The organism is Arthrobacter echini, from assembly GCF_004803505.1.
GTDB classification, from domain to species: Bacteria; Actinomycetota; Actinomycetes; order Actinomycetales; family Micrococcaceae; genus Arthrobacter_D; species Arthrobacter_D echini.
The window spans coordinates 218,372-232,477 of sequence record NZ_SSWH01000003.1 but is presented as its reverse complement, the minus strand read 5'-3'; the positions used below and the strand labels follow the sequence as shown (position 1 = coordinate 232,477).

Here is a 14,106-nt window from a genome sequence, read left to right as displayed (position 1 = left end):
AGCTGACCGCACCCAAGGAGACCAGTGAGCGCTACCGAACAATCCATCAGCATTGCACGCACCGCTGCGCACGCCGCAGCGGACAAGATCGCCCAGGACATCGTCGCCCTCGACGTCAGTGAGCGCCTGGCCATCACGGATGTCTTCCTCATCGCTTCCGCGCCCACCGAGCGCCAGGTCAATGCCATCGTCGATGGCATCGAGGAGGAGTTGTCCAAGCAGGGTCTCAAACCGGTCCGACGTGAGGGCCGCAGCGAAGGACGCTGGGTTCTCCTCGACTACGTCGAGGTGATCGTCCATGTGCAGCACGAGGAAGACCGAGTGTTCTACGCACTGGAGCGGCTCTGGAAGGATTCCCCCGTCGTCGACCTCCAGCTCGAGGGCGCCCTGCAGGGTGCAGCACAGCAGAGCCCATCCGGCGACACCGCGGAGTGACGCGGTACGTCCACGCCCACTCGGAGGCCCGCCGGATCATCTTCTGGCGTCATGGCCGCACGGAGTGGAACCGCTCCGGCAGATTCCAGGGCCAGGAGGACATCGATCTCGACCAGACGGGCCGTGACCAGGCAGCCCGCGCGGCCGAGGTTCTGCTGACCCGGGAGCCGTCCGTCATCGTCTCGTCCGACCTGCGGCGCGCGGCGGACACGGCGGGAGCCCTCGCGGCGCTGACCGGGCTGAGCGTGTCCTTCGACGAGCGCCTGCGGGAGACCGATGCCGGTCGATGGCAGGGACTGACCTTCGCCGAGATCGAGGAGCAGTTCCCCCTCGACAACGCGGCCTGGCGCGGAGGTGATCCCGAAGTGCGCGCCGGGGGCAGGGAGAACCGCCTCGAGGTGGGCCGGCGCATGCTGGCGGCAGTGGCGGATGCCATGGAGCCCGTGGAGCCCGCCGCAACTCTCGTGATCGTGAGCCACGGTGGCGCCATCAGGGCAGCTCTGGCTGCGCTGATGGGTCTGCCTCCGCGGCGCTGGGGTGCCCTGGCGGGGCTGTCCAACTGCCACTGGTCCGAAGTGCACGAGGTGGTCGGGCGGACCGAGGCACTGTTCTCCTGGCAGCTGACCGAGCACAATCTGGGGCTCGGGTCCCTGCCGACCGAGCCTCTGGAGGGGTGATGTGCCGCTGCACCAATTTGGCGAAGTGTGGCGGATTCACTAGACTGGCACAGTTGCTTGGACGGGGTCGAAGCCTTGGACGAGCGGCTCAGTGAGGGGCTATGGCGCAGCTGGTAGCGCACCTGCATGGCATGCAGGGGGTCAGGGGTTCGAATCCCCTTAGCTCCACAATTTCAGACATAACCAAAGCCCAAAGGCGAGTATCGGTAGTCTTCATAGCTCAGGGGTTGCACCGAGGGCACAGTTGGTGGGCTCCTTTTGCAATGCCTATCATTCGTTAGCCGTACCGTGGCTCATCAAACCCTCACCAAGCTCCAGTGAGTTTCCAGCCAGCAACCGTGCTACGCACTGGGCGGACTCGGCTCGGACAAGTTGCACCAGACACCGCCCCGATTGTCATTCACCGTCCGTTGTGGAGTTCTGCCGCAGCGTGACGGGCGTATGAGACGCTGGGGACAAAAGGAGGACTGGAGAGGACGCGGAATGGCTGAGCATACAGCGAACCTCATCGATGATCGCGAGGTCACTGTCCTGCTCTTGGCCGACCCTCTCTCATGGAGGATACGCGCTGTCGAAGAACTCGTCGTTGATTCCGCAACATCCTGCATCCGCCGTCGTTCTCTTCAAGTCGCGCCCCTCCGGCCGCTACTGCGAGGGCGCGTCAAGAGACGTGACACGCATGCGCTGGTTGCCATCAACGTTGCGCCGATGCCTCGCGGCCCGCTTCTGGATTTCGATGTCAGCGGACCGCTCGGTGACGCGTGGCTCTTGCCCCGGACAGAGATCGCCACGCGTCAACGGGACTATCTGCTCTGCCTCGCCTCGAACTGCGGCGAGCACCCTTCCGCCCATGTTCGTGAACTCTTGACAGCAATTCTCGGGTTCTCCGGAGAGTGGTTCGTTGCCGGAGTACCACGAGACCTCGGCGGCTACTTTCGAGATGGGTTGGGACGACCGGTTCCCTTCGCGACTCAACAGGTATGGCAGGAGATCGGCGAGCAGTGCCGGTCCATCCTGCGTCCACGCCTCGATGAGTTCAAGGGCTATTCCGCACCCGAAAATCCTGCACTTGTCTTGCCGAGTCTGTTCATCAACGGGATCGTGTCATCGGACGAGGAAGCGACCGCGGTTCTACGGGAGTACGGCGCTCTCTTGAACCATATTGACGCGAGCTCGAGAACGTCGGCCGCTCCGAACGACGCTGAGGAGTTCCTCGTCGCCCTCGCCGACTACGCCAACTCGTACGACTTGATCGTTGCGATGAGCGTCCCGCTTGACGAGCCGTTCCTCGTAAAGTTCTCCGAGCGACGGGATCTGCAACTCTCGTCGTTTCGCGGCTCAGGTCGGCAGGACTTGGTGGTCGCTGATGCGCAGACGAACCATGTCACCTTCAAGGTCTCCGACCCAAATGTGCGCATCGCGAGCTTCATGGCTCTAGAACCCGGTTCGGAGCAGTTTTCCTACGGTGCCTTCCAGTCCAGGAAGGATCAGCAGAGCCGCGCGTTCTACGCTCATGACCCAGATCGTGATTACCGCTTGCGACTCGAGTTCCGACTAGCGTTGCTTCGAAGACTCCAAGCTGTTCCATATATCGTTGCATTACTCTTGGCGCTACTCTCAGTTGCTCTTTGGAACAGTTCTCCCACGGAGTTGGGTGCGCTTGCCCTCATCGTGGGACCTTCGGCGATCGCGGCGTCGGTGCTGCTTACCCGTGAGCCCTCGACCCTTGGCTCGCGATTGCGTCTCGCCTCGTCGATTCTTGTTGCTCTCACACTCGTTGCCCTGGTTTCGACTGCAACACTGCTCTATGTGCTGGGGTCGGTGTCATGAATGTCAGGTAGCATCTGGCCCAGGAGGTAAACAATGGCGAAGAATTCCGGCAGGGGCTCCCGTACGGGGGCCGTCAAGGGGCGCTCCCAAGTGCGCACGTCCTCAGGAACCTGGGTGAAGCGTAATGCCTCAACAGGTCGGTTCCTCGATGCGAAGAAGTCCGGTGGCAGTTTCAAGGGAATCCGGAAGGAGTCCTGAGATCCATGCCAGAGCCGCCGGGGGTGTCAGAACCGACCAACCACAGCTACCCTCGGCGGATGGATGGGGGTCAGGACCGAGGGAGTTCGACCTCCCTGGCGGCGTCAGCTTCGAGAGCGCGTACAGCGCCAGCGGCTCGTCCGTGATGTTCTTTTAGGCGCCCACCTCCTGCACCTCCCTCCCCATGATCCTCTCGCTCTGCGGCGCGGCGGTCGAGCTCGACGTGTTGTGCAGCAGCCGCATCGCGTTGGCGATGACCACCAGCACGGAGGCCTCATGGACGAGCATGCCGAGCGACATGGTCACTCCGCCGGCGAAGACGCCGGCCACCAGCAGGACCACGGTGATCAGGGCGATCGCGATGTTCTGCCACATCACGGCCACGGTCCGCTTGGCCAGGCCGATCGCCTCAGGCAGCTTGAGCAGGTCATCGCCCATCAGGGCGATGTCCGCGGTCTCCACGGCCACGGCCGACCCGGCCGCCCCCATGGCCACTCCGATATCCGCAGTGGCCAGGGCCGGAGCGTCGTTGACGCCGTCGCCGACCATCGCGATGATGTGACCTTCCTGCTGCAGCCGCACGACCGCGTCCAGCTTGTCCTCGGGGAGAAGGGAGGCGTGGATCTCGTCTATACCGGTAGCCGTCCCGATGGCTTCGGCCACCAGCCGGTTGTCACCGGTGAGCATGACCACCTTCTTCACGCCGGCCCGGTGCAGGTGGGCGACCATCTCGGGTGCGTCCCGCCGGAGCCTGTCGGCGACGGCGACGACGCCGGTCACCCTATCGTCCACGGCCACGATCATGGGCGTCTTGCCCTCGGCGGACAGCGCCTCCGCCGCCCGAACCGCACTGCCGTCATCGACGACCCCGTACTCGGCCAACAGCGGCGGGTTGCCGATGAGCACCCGACGACCGTCGACGACGGACACGATCCCCTTGCCCGGAACCGGGGTGACAGTGTCCGGGACACCCTGCGGGCCCACACCGTCGGCCTGGGCGGTCTCCAGGATGGGACGGGCCAGCGGATGTTCGGAGCCGGCTTCCGCGGCGGCAGCCCAGCGCAGCACTTCGCTGCGCTCCAGCGCTGAGTCAAGGACGACGACGTCGGTCAGCTCCGGGCGCCCTTCGGTCAGGGTGCCGGTCTTGTCCAAGGCGACCGCGGAGATCTTCGCCGAGGTCTCCAGGAACTCGCCGCCCTTGATCAGGATGCCGTTGCGGGCAGCGCGGCCGATGCCGGCCACGATGGCGACCGGGATGGAGATCACCAGGGCGCCGGGGCAGCCGATGACCAGTAGGGTCAGTGCGAGCACCGCATCGCCGGAGACCAGTCCGGCCGCCAGTGCCAGCACCATCACCGCAGGGGTGTACCAGCCGGAGAAGCGGTCGATGAACGCCTGGGTGCGGGCCTTGGCGTCCTGCGCTTCCTCCACCCGGTGAATGATCCGCGCCAGGGTGGTATCGGCGCCGATGCCGGTGGCCAGGACCTGCAGGAAGCCACCGCGGGACACGGTGCCGGCGAAGACCTGCGCTCCCTCGGACTTCTCCATGGGGATCGACTCGCCGGTGATCGACGCCTCGTCGATGGCTCCGGTGCCGGAGACGACCTGTCCGTCCACGGGGACCTTGGCGCCGTTCTTGACCAGGACGATCTCGCCCATTCCCACCTGTGCGGCAGGGACCTCCCGCTGCTGACCGTCGCGCACGACGATCGCTGAATCAGGGGCGACGGCGACCAGCTCGGCCAGTGCCGACCGCGTCCTGTTGAGGGTGGCAGCTTCCAGGGCGTGACCGACCGAGAACAGGAACGTCACCGCTGCAGCCTCCCAGAAGTTGCCGATGATGACCGCGCCGATGGCCGCGACCGATACCAGCAGATCGATGCCGATGACCCTGACGGTCAGCGCCCGGACCGCCTTCACGACGATCCCGTAGCCGGCGATCACGGCCGCGGCGATCATGAGGACATCGCCGAGGGTGAAAGCTGCGCCGGGTTGCGTGGCGTGAACGCCGGCGTCGAGCCACCACTGCGGGCCGATGGTGGGATCGGCGGCACCGTCTGCCAGCTGCCGGATGGCGAACGAGATGATGATGAGCACGCCGGACGCGACGGGAACGAACCAGTTCCCATGGACCCATTTCTGGAGCCTGTTCACTTTCGGATACGACCTTCCTGCGTTTCGAGCCGGTGGACCGGGATGACCGAAGATTGCCGGCGGGACCCCGCAGGGCCCCGCTGGTCTCAGATGGCTGCGGGAGCGGCCCTGTAACCGGCCTTCGCGACGGCTGCGACGATGTCGTCCACGGAAACGCGCTCGGCGTCGTGGTCGACCTCGATCCGGGCAGATGCGAAGCGGACCTCCACGTTCTCGACACCCTTCAGGCGGCCGATCTGCTTCTCGATCTTGGCGACACAGGAGGGGCACGAGAACCCCTCTGCCCTCAGGACCGTGTGCGTCGTGGTTGTGGTCGTCATGGTGGAGTCCTTTCGTCGTGGTGTTCCTTGATGACACCTTCACGATAGGTCGACCGCACCGCGAACTCCTTGACCTGGGTCAAGTTCGGGCAACGCCGCCGGAGCGCTGCCCACACCGTTCCACGGTGCCCGCCGCGCCGTCGTGCGATACGCTCACTCCATGCCCGAGGACGACCTGTGCGTCACCCGCGTCCCGATCTTCCAGGGTCTCACCTTCCAGGAGCAGGTCCGGGTCGCGGACTTCGCCCGACCGGTTCTCGCAGAGAAGGGGGAGATCGTCCAGTTCCCCGGTCAGCCGGTCTCACGGCTGCTGGTGATGCACAGCGGACAGCTCAAGGTCAGTCGCGCCGCCGCCAACGGTCAGGAGCAGATCCTGCGAACCGTGAGCGACGGCGACGTCGTGGGGGAACGGGCCTTTTTGACCGGCCGCCGCCCCAGCGACCTCGCTGTCGCGTTGGAAGACAGCAGGATGTGCGTCTTCGACCATGCCGACCTGGCAATCCTGCTACGCGACTACCCCGACATCAGTCGGCGTATGCTGCACACGCTGTCCGACCGGCTCTCCTCCGTCGAGCGACTCCTGGCCGCCATCACGTCCAGCGATGTCACGGCCCGCGTCGCCGCCTACCTGCTGGACCTGCCCGGCAGCATCCGTGACGGAGCGGCCACCGTGAGACTGCCGATGGCGAAGCAGGAAGTCGCCTCCTACCTCGGCACGACGCCGGAAACCCTCAGCCGGCGCCTCGCCGCGCTCGCCGCCTCCGGGCTCATCGAACTCGACGGGCGCCGGAACGTCAGGATTCTCGACGTCGATGCACTCGAGGACGTAGCCACACCTCGATAGCGGGCCCCCTCAGGGCGCCATCTTCCGCGCCATGGCTGCCTGCTGCCGGTGGGCCAGGCGCACCACGTACGGCGCAACCCGCACGGCAAGGCCAGGGACCAGGTCGAAGAGCCGGACCTGCACACCCCGCCACACCGGCGCCGTCGTGACCGGCCGGGGCTTCGCCACCACGCGAAGGACGAGCTCGGCGATCTCCTCGGGCTGGAACAGCCTGCCGGAGAAGGACATCGCCGCATCCGGATCGTGCACCTTGTCGAACAGCATGGGCGTCCACATGCCATCGGGGCACACACAACTGATGTCGATGGCACGCTCGCCCTCCACGCGGAGATCGCAGAGCGCGGACGTGCTGAACCCCATGACGGCGTGCTTGGACGCCGCGTAGACGCCCTCGCCGGGGACGGAGACGAGTCCGGCGAGGGAGGCGATGTTGACGACGTGACCGCGATGGGCCGGGCGCATCACCTCCAGCGCGGCGATGGTCCCGTGCATCGTCCCGAGGGCGTTCACCTCCATCATCAGGCGCCGCTGCTGGTCGCTGTGCGACCAGACCGGACCGGTGGTCAGGACTCCGGCGTTGTTCACCCAGAGACCGAGTGCGCCGCTCTGTGCAGCTGTCGCCCTGGCCGCTGTGCGACACGCGTCGGGATCGCGGACGTCGACGGCGGACGAGCTTGCGGAGCCGCCCGCATCCCGGATCTCCGCCGCGACGGACCCGGCGAGCGCCTCGTCCATGTCCGTCGCGTGAACGTGCCACCCGAGCCGACCGAGCCGCAGGGCGATCTCCCGGCCCAGGCCGCTCCCCGCGCCCGTGACGACGGCGCCGCCGTCACGTGGGCTGCTCATGCGGCCACCTTGCCTGCGGGTGCATCCTCGGCGCGGCGGGCACCTCGTCTGCGTTCGCGCGCCAGGTCCCACAGGTAGTGGTCGAAGTCGACCTCCATCGTGTGCCGGGGCGAATCGTAGAACCGACGTCGAACCCGTTCGTGCTCCGACATCATCTGGCGACGGATCTCGCCCGGAGCCGGCTGGACGTAGCGGCCGGTGAGGTGTTCGGCGACCCACTGGGACTGCGCCTCGGCCAGCGGCATGACCGCCCCGACGGGCTGCAGCAGCCCGATGAAGAACAGACCGGGCAGGTCGGGGTGGACCGTGCGCTTCCACAGAGGCAGGTTGTTGTTCTCGGCCTTCAGCAGATCGGCGTCGAAGAACGGGAAGCTCACGTTGTACCCGGTGGCCCACACGATCAGATCGGCGCGGCTGGAGCTGCCGTCCGTGAACACCACCTCGTGGCCGTCCAGCCGCTCGATGCCGGGACGGGGAGTGACGGCACCGGAACGCAGTGCATCGCGGATCTCCTCGGACTGCACGGGGTGCGATTCACCGGGCGCGTGCTGCGGCTGGGGCAGACCGAGTCGCGCAGCATTGCCGGAGGTGAGTGCTCCGAAGCGGAGCCGTGCCTTCGTGGCCCACCACGGCATCCAGCCGGGCAGGGCGATCAGGTCCGAGGCGAGGCCGAGGGTGAACTTGCGCAGCACCCACTGGCCCCGGCGCTGGGACAGCACGGTGCTGCGGGCCACCCTGCCGGCCTCGGAGGCGATGTCGAGAGCCGAGTTGCCCGATCCCACGACGACGACGTCCCGGTCGCGTAACTGGTCGCCCGAGCGATAGTCGTGGGAGTGCATCTGCTCACCGTCGAAGTGCCCGGGATAGGCGGGATCCGGCCAGCGCGGGTCCCAGTGATGACCGTTGGCGACCAGGACGGCGTCGTAGTGGCGGGTGAGCTCACCGTCGGCGCCTCTCGTCACGACGTCCCACCCGGAGTCCGCGCGGGAGACGTGCACCACTGTGGTGTTGAAGGTGATCCTGTCCCGGAACGCGAAGTGGTCGACGTAGGCGTCGAAGTAGGCCGCCACCTGGTCGTGCCGCGCGTAGGGCGGATAGTCGCGGGGCATCGGGAAATCGGAGAACGCCATGCGCGGACACGAGGTGTTGATCTGCAGTGTCTCGTAGCAGGCGGAGACGCCGTTCGGGTTGTCGAACACCCAGTTACCGCCTATGGCGCTGCCCTGTTCGAAGCAGTCGAAGGGTATACCTGCGGCGTGCAGTGCCTTGGCGGCGGCCAACCCCGACGAGCCTGCACCGATGATGCAGGCGCGGGGAAGATTCGGGTCCGGGGGAACCGGGCGGATGACGGCGGGAGCACGGTGGCGTTGCCTGACGACGTAGGGCATGCGCCCAATGATGACACGATCCAGAACCGGCCGGAACCCGCCTTCCGGTATCAACGGTCCGGCGCCGGAGTGTCGGCTACGGCTCGTCTCGGCGGGCCATGCGCTGCCCGGAGAAGCGACGCACCAGATCCGTCAGGGCGAGGACGGCGACGATGATCGACGCCGCAACGGCCACCAGCATCAGGTAGAGACCTGTGAGCATCGCCATCGGTGAGGTGGCGTCGTGGAGGAAGCTGATACCGCCGAAAGCGCCGACGACCCAGAACACCGCCACCCCGAGCAATGCGAGGACGGATGGCAGGGCCGTCCGGTTGTCCTTGAGCCATTGTGCTGGTCGTGCCGTTTCGATCCCCATGAGTACCATGCTTCAAGTGTCCCGCCCCTCGGTCGTGAAACCTCCGACGACACGTGTCGAACTGGTCACAATTGGCGGGGCGGACGTCAACGCGGCACCCGCCTCCCGGGCACACCGAACAGTGCGACGAGGCCGGCGATACAACCGACGATCACGACCGACAGGACGGCGAGGAGAGGCACGTTCAGCGGTGTCTGCGACTCGGTCGGCTCCAGCGCTGCAGGATCAGCGCCCGTACTTGCAACCGAGGTGGGAGACGGCACCTGGGTTGCCGACGCCGTGGCAGTCGGCGGTGTCGAGGACGGAGAAGGATTCGTGGTCGCCTTCGGAGTCCTCGTCGGGGAGGGACGGCGTGCGGGTGCGTCGTCCAGCGGGGGCGGGAGTTCCGCGACGAAGCTGTCGGGAGCGGGGACCTGCGGCGGTTGTGCCGGCGGGATGATCTGCTGTTCCTCAGGAGCGGGAAGCTGGGGAGCTGGCGCGGGAGCCGGGGGCGCGGGAGCTGGCGCAGGCGCGGGATCCGGGGGCGCGGGAGCGGGAGCCGGGGGCGCGGGAGCTGGTGCAGGCGCGGGAGCGGGATCCGGCGCCTCCGGGACCACGGACGGCTCTGGCTCGGGATCCGGAGGCGGGTCCACTCCCGGTTCGGTGACCGGCGGCGTCGTGGGGGAGGACGGCGGAGCAGTGGGCGGACTCGGCTCGGTGGGCGGACTCGGCTCGGTGGTCGGCGCGGGCGGGCCGGGCTCGACTGCGGAAGCGGCAGTCCCGCCGAGCACCAGCCCCGTCCCCAGTACGGCGGCGGTCGCCATCACCGTCCGTGTCCGCTTCTTCTCCATGACGAGCTGGTCTCCAGACCATGTCCGAGCATCAGACATACCACCCCATAGTGTCACGATCGCGCGGTATCGGATCCTGCTCCTGATCCGCGTCACTCGTAGTCAGACGTCGAGATCAACGGCCACCGGCGAACACACGGACGTGGGGCGCAGGGAGTCAGGGAGCGAAGATGCTCGGGCCCCAGCCACTCACGGAGTCCCGGATTCGCGGGCGGTCACGCCGAGAATGCGCGCTGCGGCTGCCTCGGAGGCACGCTGCTCGTCCGTGAGGATGCTGCCACGCAGGAAGCCGTTCTCCCGCAGCATCCGCTTGATCTCCTCGGTGGAGTAGGGCTCCGGCCAGCGACTGTGCGCCACCACATGGCAGCTGGCACACAGTGGAACCAGGTCGGTCAGTGGGTCGGGCTCGTACCCGGGCCCGAGGAGTTCGAGAGGCGTGATGTGGTGTACCTGGATGAGGTCGCGGCCTGCGGCACCGTAGCGTTGTTCCATGTCCAGGCCGCAGGCGTGGCACGCAGAGCCACGGTGGGCCAGCACGATGCGCCGGAGATCCGGATCCCGTTCGAATCTGTCGGCCCGTACTCGTCGGGTTGCGTTCGGTGGAAGCCAGCCCGGCAGCGGTTCCACGACGGCCCGCTCGGGGCGTGCTGCTTCGGTCCACAGGCGACGCAGGATCCGTGCCGATGCCGCGCCCACCACCTGCACACTCTCCTCGTCGAGGGGATCGGGCAGTTCCCCGACGAGCCGGGACAGTGTGAGCTGGTCACCGTGCTGGAGCAGGGCATCGAAGTCGACATCGATCTGGAGGGTCGATGCGTCGGTTCGCGGCCCGGGTACGCGTGTCACGGTACCGTGTCCGCTGAGCCCGCGCATGGCGGGCCGGCGCCCGACGACGACGAGCCAGACGTCCATCTCCACAGTCTCGTCCGGCGACGCCCACAGGTCGCCTGAGAGCACGGAAGGAACGCTCCAGCTCTGCCTCACCGAGCCACTCGCCCGCACGGCCAGCACGGCCTCGGCGTAGCTTCCGGACCAGACCGGCCGCTCGGGGTCCCAGGCGAGGATGAGTGCCTCCATGGGGTCGAGTCTTCCACGCTCGCCGGCAGGACCCTGCACCCAGGACGTCAGCAGCGGCGCACCGCTCGTCGCCGTCGTCGCTGCATGCCAGACTGGGGATCATGCGTCTTCGTCGTGCCGTGTCGTCGTCCCTGAGGTCTCTCCGATCCACCACCGGAGCTCCCTCTCCCGTGAGCGAGGCGAGCAACATCGCCCTGCGCCTCGACGACGCCTGGCTGGGGTTCCAGACCCGGCGCGCGGTGCGCCTCGGGAGAACCAAGACGGTCATCGGGTACACGGGCTACGGGACGACGTCGTGGGTACGGGTGCTGGCGCGCGTCGTCCTCAGCGATCCGAAGGACAACGACCGCGATCCCGAGGAGGGTCCGCTCAGGCCGCTGCAGGAGGGCATCCGGGGGTGGCGGAACTTCACGAGTCCACCCGTGGGCGATGCCGTCGTGAGCGTGAGCGTCGGAGACACCGTGCACGAGGTCCGGTCCGACCACGGGGGAGTGGTCGACGCCCGGATTCCGGTCTCCCTCGATCCAGGGTGGCACACGGTCTCCCTCCGGTCGGGCGATTCGCGATCGGTGGAGGCGCCGATCCGCATCGTGGCCGACAGTGCGGACTTCGGGGTGGTGTCCGACATCGATGACACCGTCATGGTGACTGCGCTCCCGCGGCCGTTCCTGGCTGCCTGGAACACCTTCGTGCTCGACGAGCACGCTCGCACCCCCACACCGGGGATGGCGGTGCTCTACGAGCGGATCGTACGCACCCTTCCCTCCGCGCCGGTCTTCTACCTCTCCACCGGTGCCTGGAACGTCGCGCCCGCCCTGTCCCGTTTCCTTTCCCGCAATCTCTATCCTGCAGGACCCAAACTCCTCACCGACTGGGGGCCCACCCGCGACCGTTGGTTCCGCAGCGGACAGCAGCACAAGCGGTCCTCCCTCGAGCGGCTCGCCGAGGAGTACCCGAACGTGAAGTGGCTGCTGGTGGGGGACGACGGCCAGCACGACGAAGCCATCTACTCGGAGTTCGCGCAGCGCCACCCGGAGAATGTCCGGGCCATCGCCATCCGGCAGTTGTCGGTCGGCGAGGCGGTGCTGGCCGGAGGCCGCTCGAAGTCCGGTGTCCGGCCGACACCGGGAATACCGTGGATCTACGCACCGGACGGCGCCGGGATGTCGGCGGAGCTGGAGAGAATGGGAGTCATCCGCAGTGGCTCGCGCCCGGCGGGTACCTCCGAGCGCACCCGCTGACCCGGCTCGTAGCAGATCCGACAGGCTGACCGGGCAGGCAGAGCACCGCTGAGGCGCCCGGAGGGCTCGCTGCCGCGCTCGTCGTCCGCAGGGCAGACGGCGGCGCGCCGGTGTCCTGTCGTGCGCCGCTACCCTACTGTGTGGCGGTGTCCGGTGCGGCGGTATGTCGTGGCCCTATGCTCCGGCTGCGCAGGATGTCGGCCAGCTGGTCCATGAAGAGCCGGACATGCGCGTCGTCGGCGTCGCCCGTTCTCAGCGCGAAGATGCTGCGGGCCAGGCGGATCTCGGGGACATCCAGGGTCACGATGCCCTCGGGCCGGTTCACCATGGCCAGTTCTGGGACGAGGGCTGCGCCCAGTCCGGCGGACACGAGTTCGAGGCTGGCGTTGAAGTCGTCGCAGTAGGCGGAGATGCGGGGATGGAGGTTGCAGCTCGCGAAGAGCCGTTCGATCACCGTCGCGTCAGCCGTCCCAGGATGGTGCATGATCCAGGGCATGTCGGCGAGCTGGTCCGCTCGCACCCGGGATCCGCTGCGGATGCCCCAGCTCGCGGGCAGGACGACGCGGAAATCGTCGTCGCCGATCCACTCGCGGCTCAGTGTCGACGGCCACGCGAGCCCGGCCTGGCCGACCTGGTAGACGAGAGCGAGATCGAGATCACCTCCGGTGCGCAGACCCTGGATGGTGTGGGCGGGCTCGCCGACGAACAAGCGGAGCGAGATGTCCAGGCGCTGCCATTCCGCCAGGCGCAGGAGGCGGGGGAGCGCGAAGGTCGCAAGGCTCGGGAAGATGCCGAGCCGGAGTTCCTGCGTGGTCCCCGAGTGCGTACGGGACGTCGATGCGAGCAGTGCGTCGATGTCGGTCAGGACCTTCGCGGCGTGCCGGGACAGCGTGAATGCGGCGTCGGTCGGGATGGCGCTTCGGGCGGCGCGGGTGAACAAAGTGGTACCCGTGTCACGTTCCAGGGCCGACATCTGCTGCGACACCGCCGACGCCGTGTACCCGAGGCCGGTGGCTGCTGCGCTGAACGAGCCGTGGCGGATGACCTCGAGCAGGGTTCGCAGGTGAGTCGGATTGACCACTCGTGTGTCTCCTTCAGCGTCGTTCGCCCGGCGATCCGACGGGGGCCGTGGCGCGGCTCCGTCGAGCCTACCCGGGGTCGGGGATGGACGAACCGACGGCCTCGGTCGGCGGGTCGCACGGGCCTCGGGCGACACGCCGAGGAAGTGCGACACGGGATGAATTTTCCTGTGGTGGAACTCCTCCACAGGGTGTGGGCGAAGGCGCCATTCACGCTGTTGAATCGCGTGATGGCGGGCTTTGCAGGGCACTCCATCTGTGGACATCGTGTGGACTGCCCCGGGGGTAAATGACATACTTGTAATACATCATCTAGGGGTTGGTTCCGCCGACGTGCACTAGATGTAGTATCGAAGAGCAGAAGCAGCCGCTGGGTGCACAGAGGCGGGGAGGCCCGGAAATTGACGGATTTCCGCCCTTCACGCCGTACACCACCCATGACGCCGGACCTCTGTCACAGCAGACTTCAGCAGCAGATTCCACGAGCAGGACAGAAACCCAGTAGTAGAGGAAAAGGGGACCAGGACATGACAGTCACGGTGTACACGAAGCCGGCCTGCGTGCAGTGCAATGCCACCTACCGGGCGCTGGACAAGAAGGGCATCGCCTACCAGAGCGTCGACATCACGCAGGATCCCGCGGCACTCGACCGACTGCGCTCTATGGGCTACCTGCAGGCACCCGTCGTCATCACGGACAACGACCACTGGTCGGGGTTCCGCCCCGACAAGATCCAGTCGATCGCGGACTCCGCCGTCAGCTCGGTCGCCTGAGCCGTAGCTCCGGGGAACCAGCGAAGCAGCACCGCCGCAACACCGACGCAGCACCGTCG

At 67.2% G+C, this 14,106-nt stretch carries 14 protein-coding genes and 1 tRNA gene; 7 read left to right on the top strand and 8 right to left on the bottom strand.

What is annotated here, in order from left to right:
• Positions 1-24: 24 nt before the first annotated feature.
• From rsfS to E8P82_RS05150, 4 genes are all read left to right on the top strand, one after another.
• On the top strand, positions 25-435 hold the full coding sequence (rsfS, locus tag E8P82_RS05165; RefSeq protein ID WP_136453424.1) for a ribosome silencing factor: 411 nt from the start codon (positions 25-27) through the stop codon (positions 433-435).
• Positions 432-1,112 carry a histidine phosphatase family protein gene (locus tag E8P82_RS05160; protein WP_136453423.1) on the top strand — a complete coding sequence of 227 codons (681 nt, stop codon included), beginning with the start codon at positions 432-434 and terminating at the stop codon, positions 1,110-1,112. Before rsfS ends, E8P82_RS05160 begins: the two co-directional genes overlap by 4 nt.
• 95 nt (positions 1,113-1,207) lie before the next feature.
• Positions 1,208-1,280 (top strand) — tRNA-Ala (locus E8P82_RS05155).
• A 315-nt stretch (positions 1,281-1,595) separates the two neighbouring features.
• Positions 1,596-2,942, top strand: coding sequence for a hypothetical protein (locus tag E8P82_RS05150; RefSeq protein WP_136453422.1), 1,347 nt, complete (start codon positions 1,596-1,598; stop codon positions 2,940-2,942).
• Positions 2,943-3,293: 351 nt separating this feature from the next.
• On the opposite strand, the gene E8P82_RS05145 is transcribed toward E8P82_RS05150, so the two are convergent.
• Both E8P82_RS05145 and E8P82_RS05140 read right to left on the bottom strand, forming a co-directional pair.
• A complete protein-coding gene (locus E8P82_RS05145) occupies positions 3,294-5,294 on the bottom strand; it encodes a heavy metal translocating P-type ATPase (protein ID WP_136453421.1) in 2,001 nt (666 codons plus the stop codon).
• An 86-nt stretch (positions 5,295-5,380) separates the two neighbouring features.
• Positions 5,381-5,614 (bottom strand): heavy-metal-associated domain-containing protein, encoded by a 234-nt coding sequence (locus tag E8P82_RS05140; RefSeq protein WP_136453420.1) that lies wholly within the window; start codon positions 5,612-5,614, stop codon positions 5,381-5,383.
• A gap of 160 nt (positions 5,615-5,774) precedes the next feature.
• Between E8P82_RS05140 and E8P82_RS05135 the strand changes: the two genes are divergently transcribed.
• On the top strand, positions 5,775-6,458 hold the full coding sequence (locus E8P82_RS05135; RefSeq protein ID WP_136453419.1) for a Crp/Fnr family transcriptional regulator: 684 nt from the start codon (positions 5,775-5,777) through the stop codon (positions 6,456-6,458).
• A 9-nt stretch (positions 6,459-6,467) separates the two neighbouring features.
• Here E8P82_RS05135 and E8P82_RS05130 read toward each other — a convergent pair whose 3' ends face one another.
• The 5 genes from E8P82_RS05130 to E8P82_RS05110 all read right to left on the bottom strand — a co-directional run bounded on the left by E8P82_RS05130 (position 6,468) and on the right by E8P82_RS05110 (position 10,954).
• Positions 6,468-7,304 (bottom strand): SDR family NAD(P)-dependent oxidoreductase, encoded by an 837-nt coding sequence (locus E8P82_RS05130; RefSeq protein WP_136453418.1) that lies wholly within the window; start codon positions 7,302-7,304, stop codon positions 6,468-6,470.
• Entirely contained in the window at positions 7,301-8,692 is a 1,392-nt protein-coding gene (locus tag E8P82_RS05125; protein WP_136453417.1) for a flavin-containing monooxygenase, read from the bottom strand. The genes E8P82_RS05130 and E8P82_RS05125 overlap by 4 nt, the downstream gene beginning before the upstream one ends.
• Before the next feature lie 76 nt (positions 8,693-8,768).
• On the bottom strand, positions 8,769-9,056 hold the full coding sequence (locus tag E8P82_RS05120; RefSeq protein ID WP_168796492.1) for a hypothetical protein: 288 nt from the start codon (positions 9,054-9,056) through the stop codon (positions 8,769-8,771).
• Positions 9,057-9,133: 77 nt separating this feature from the next.
• On the bottom strand, positions 9,134-9,877 hold the full coding sequence (locus E8P82_RS05115) for a hypothetical protein (RefSeq protein WP_136453415.1): 744 nt from the start codon (positions 9,875-9,877) through the stop codon (positions 9,134-9,136).
• 189 nt (positions 9,878-10,066) lie between these two features.
• On the bottom strand, positions 10,067-10,954 hold the full coding sequence (locus E8P82_RS05110; protein WP_136453414.1) for an HNH endonuclease: 888 nt from the start codon (positions 10,952-10,954) through the stop codon (positions 10,067-10,069).
• 170 nt (positions 10,955-11,124) lie between these two features.
• Between E8P82_RS05110 and E8P82_RS05105 the strand changes: the two genes are divergently transcribed.
• Entirely contained in the window at positions 11,125-12,195 is a 1,071-nt protein-coding gene (locus E8P82_RS05105; RefSeq protein WP_425455990.1) for an App1 family protein phosphatidate phosphatase, read from the top strand.
• A 133-nt stretch (positions 12,196-12,328) separates the two neighbouring features.
• Here E8P82_RS05105 and E8P82_RS05100 read toward each other — a convergent pair whose 3' ends face one another.
• A complete protein-coding gene (locus tag E8P82_RS05100) occupies positions 12,329-13,276 on the bottom strand; it encodes a LysR family transcriptional regulator (RefSeq protein WP_136453412.1) in 948 nt (315 codons plus the stop codon).
• 525 nt (positions 13,277-13,801) lie between these two features.
• Here E8P82_RS05100 and nrdH point away from each other — a divergent pair.
• Positions 13,802-14,047 carry a glutaredoxin-like protein NrdH gene (nrdH, locus tag E8P82_RS05095; RefSeq protein WP_136453411.1) on the top strand — a complete coding sequence of 82 codons (246 nt, stop codon included), beginning with the start codon at positions 13,802-13,804 and terminating at the stop codon, positions 14,045-14,047.
• The last annotated feature ends 59 nt before the right edge of the window (positions 14,048-14,106 follow it).

Bases quoted from the DNA above. Each gene is read 5' to 3' on its own strand.
- nrdH (WP_136453411.1), top strand. From the start codon at position 13,802: ATGACAGTCACGGTGTACACGAAGCCGGCCTGCGTGCAGTGCAATGCC.
- E8P82_RS05135 (WP_136453419.1), top strand. From the start codon at position 5,775: ATGCCCGAGGACGACCTGTGCGTCACCCGCGTCCCGATCTTCCAGGGT.
- E8P82_RS05120 (WP_168796492.1), bottom strand. From the start codon at position 9,056: ATGGTACTCATGGGGATCGAAACGGCACGACCAGCACAATGGCTCAAG.
- E8P82_RS05110 (WP_136453414.1), bottom strand. From the start codon at position 10,954: ATGGAGGCACTCATCCTCGCCTGGGACCCCGAGCGGCCGGTCTGGTCC.
- E8P82_RS05150 (WP_136453422.1), top strand. From the start codon at position 1,596: ATGGCTGAGCATACAGCGAACCTCATCGATGATCGCGAGGTCACTGTC.
- E8P82_RS05115 (WP_136453415.1), bottom strand. From the start codon at position 9,877: ATGGAGAAGAAGCGGACACGGACGGTGATGGCGACCGCCGCCGTACTG.
- E8P82_RS05125 (WP_136453417.1), bottom strand. From the start codon at position 8,692: ATGCCCTACGTCGTCAGGCAACGCCACCGTGCTCCCGCCGTCATCCGC.
- E8P82_RS05130 (WP_136453418.1), bottom strand. From the start codon at position 7,304: ATGAGCAGCCCACGTGACGGCGGCGCCGTCGTCACGGGCGCGGGGAGC.
- E8P82_RS05140 (WP_136453420.1), bottom strand. From the start codon at position 5,614: ATGACGACCACAACCACGACGCACACGGTCCTGAGGGCAGAGGGGTTC.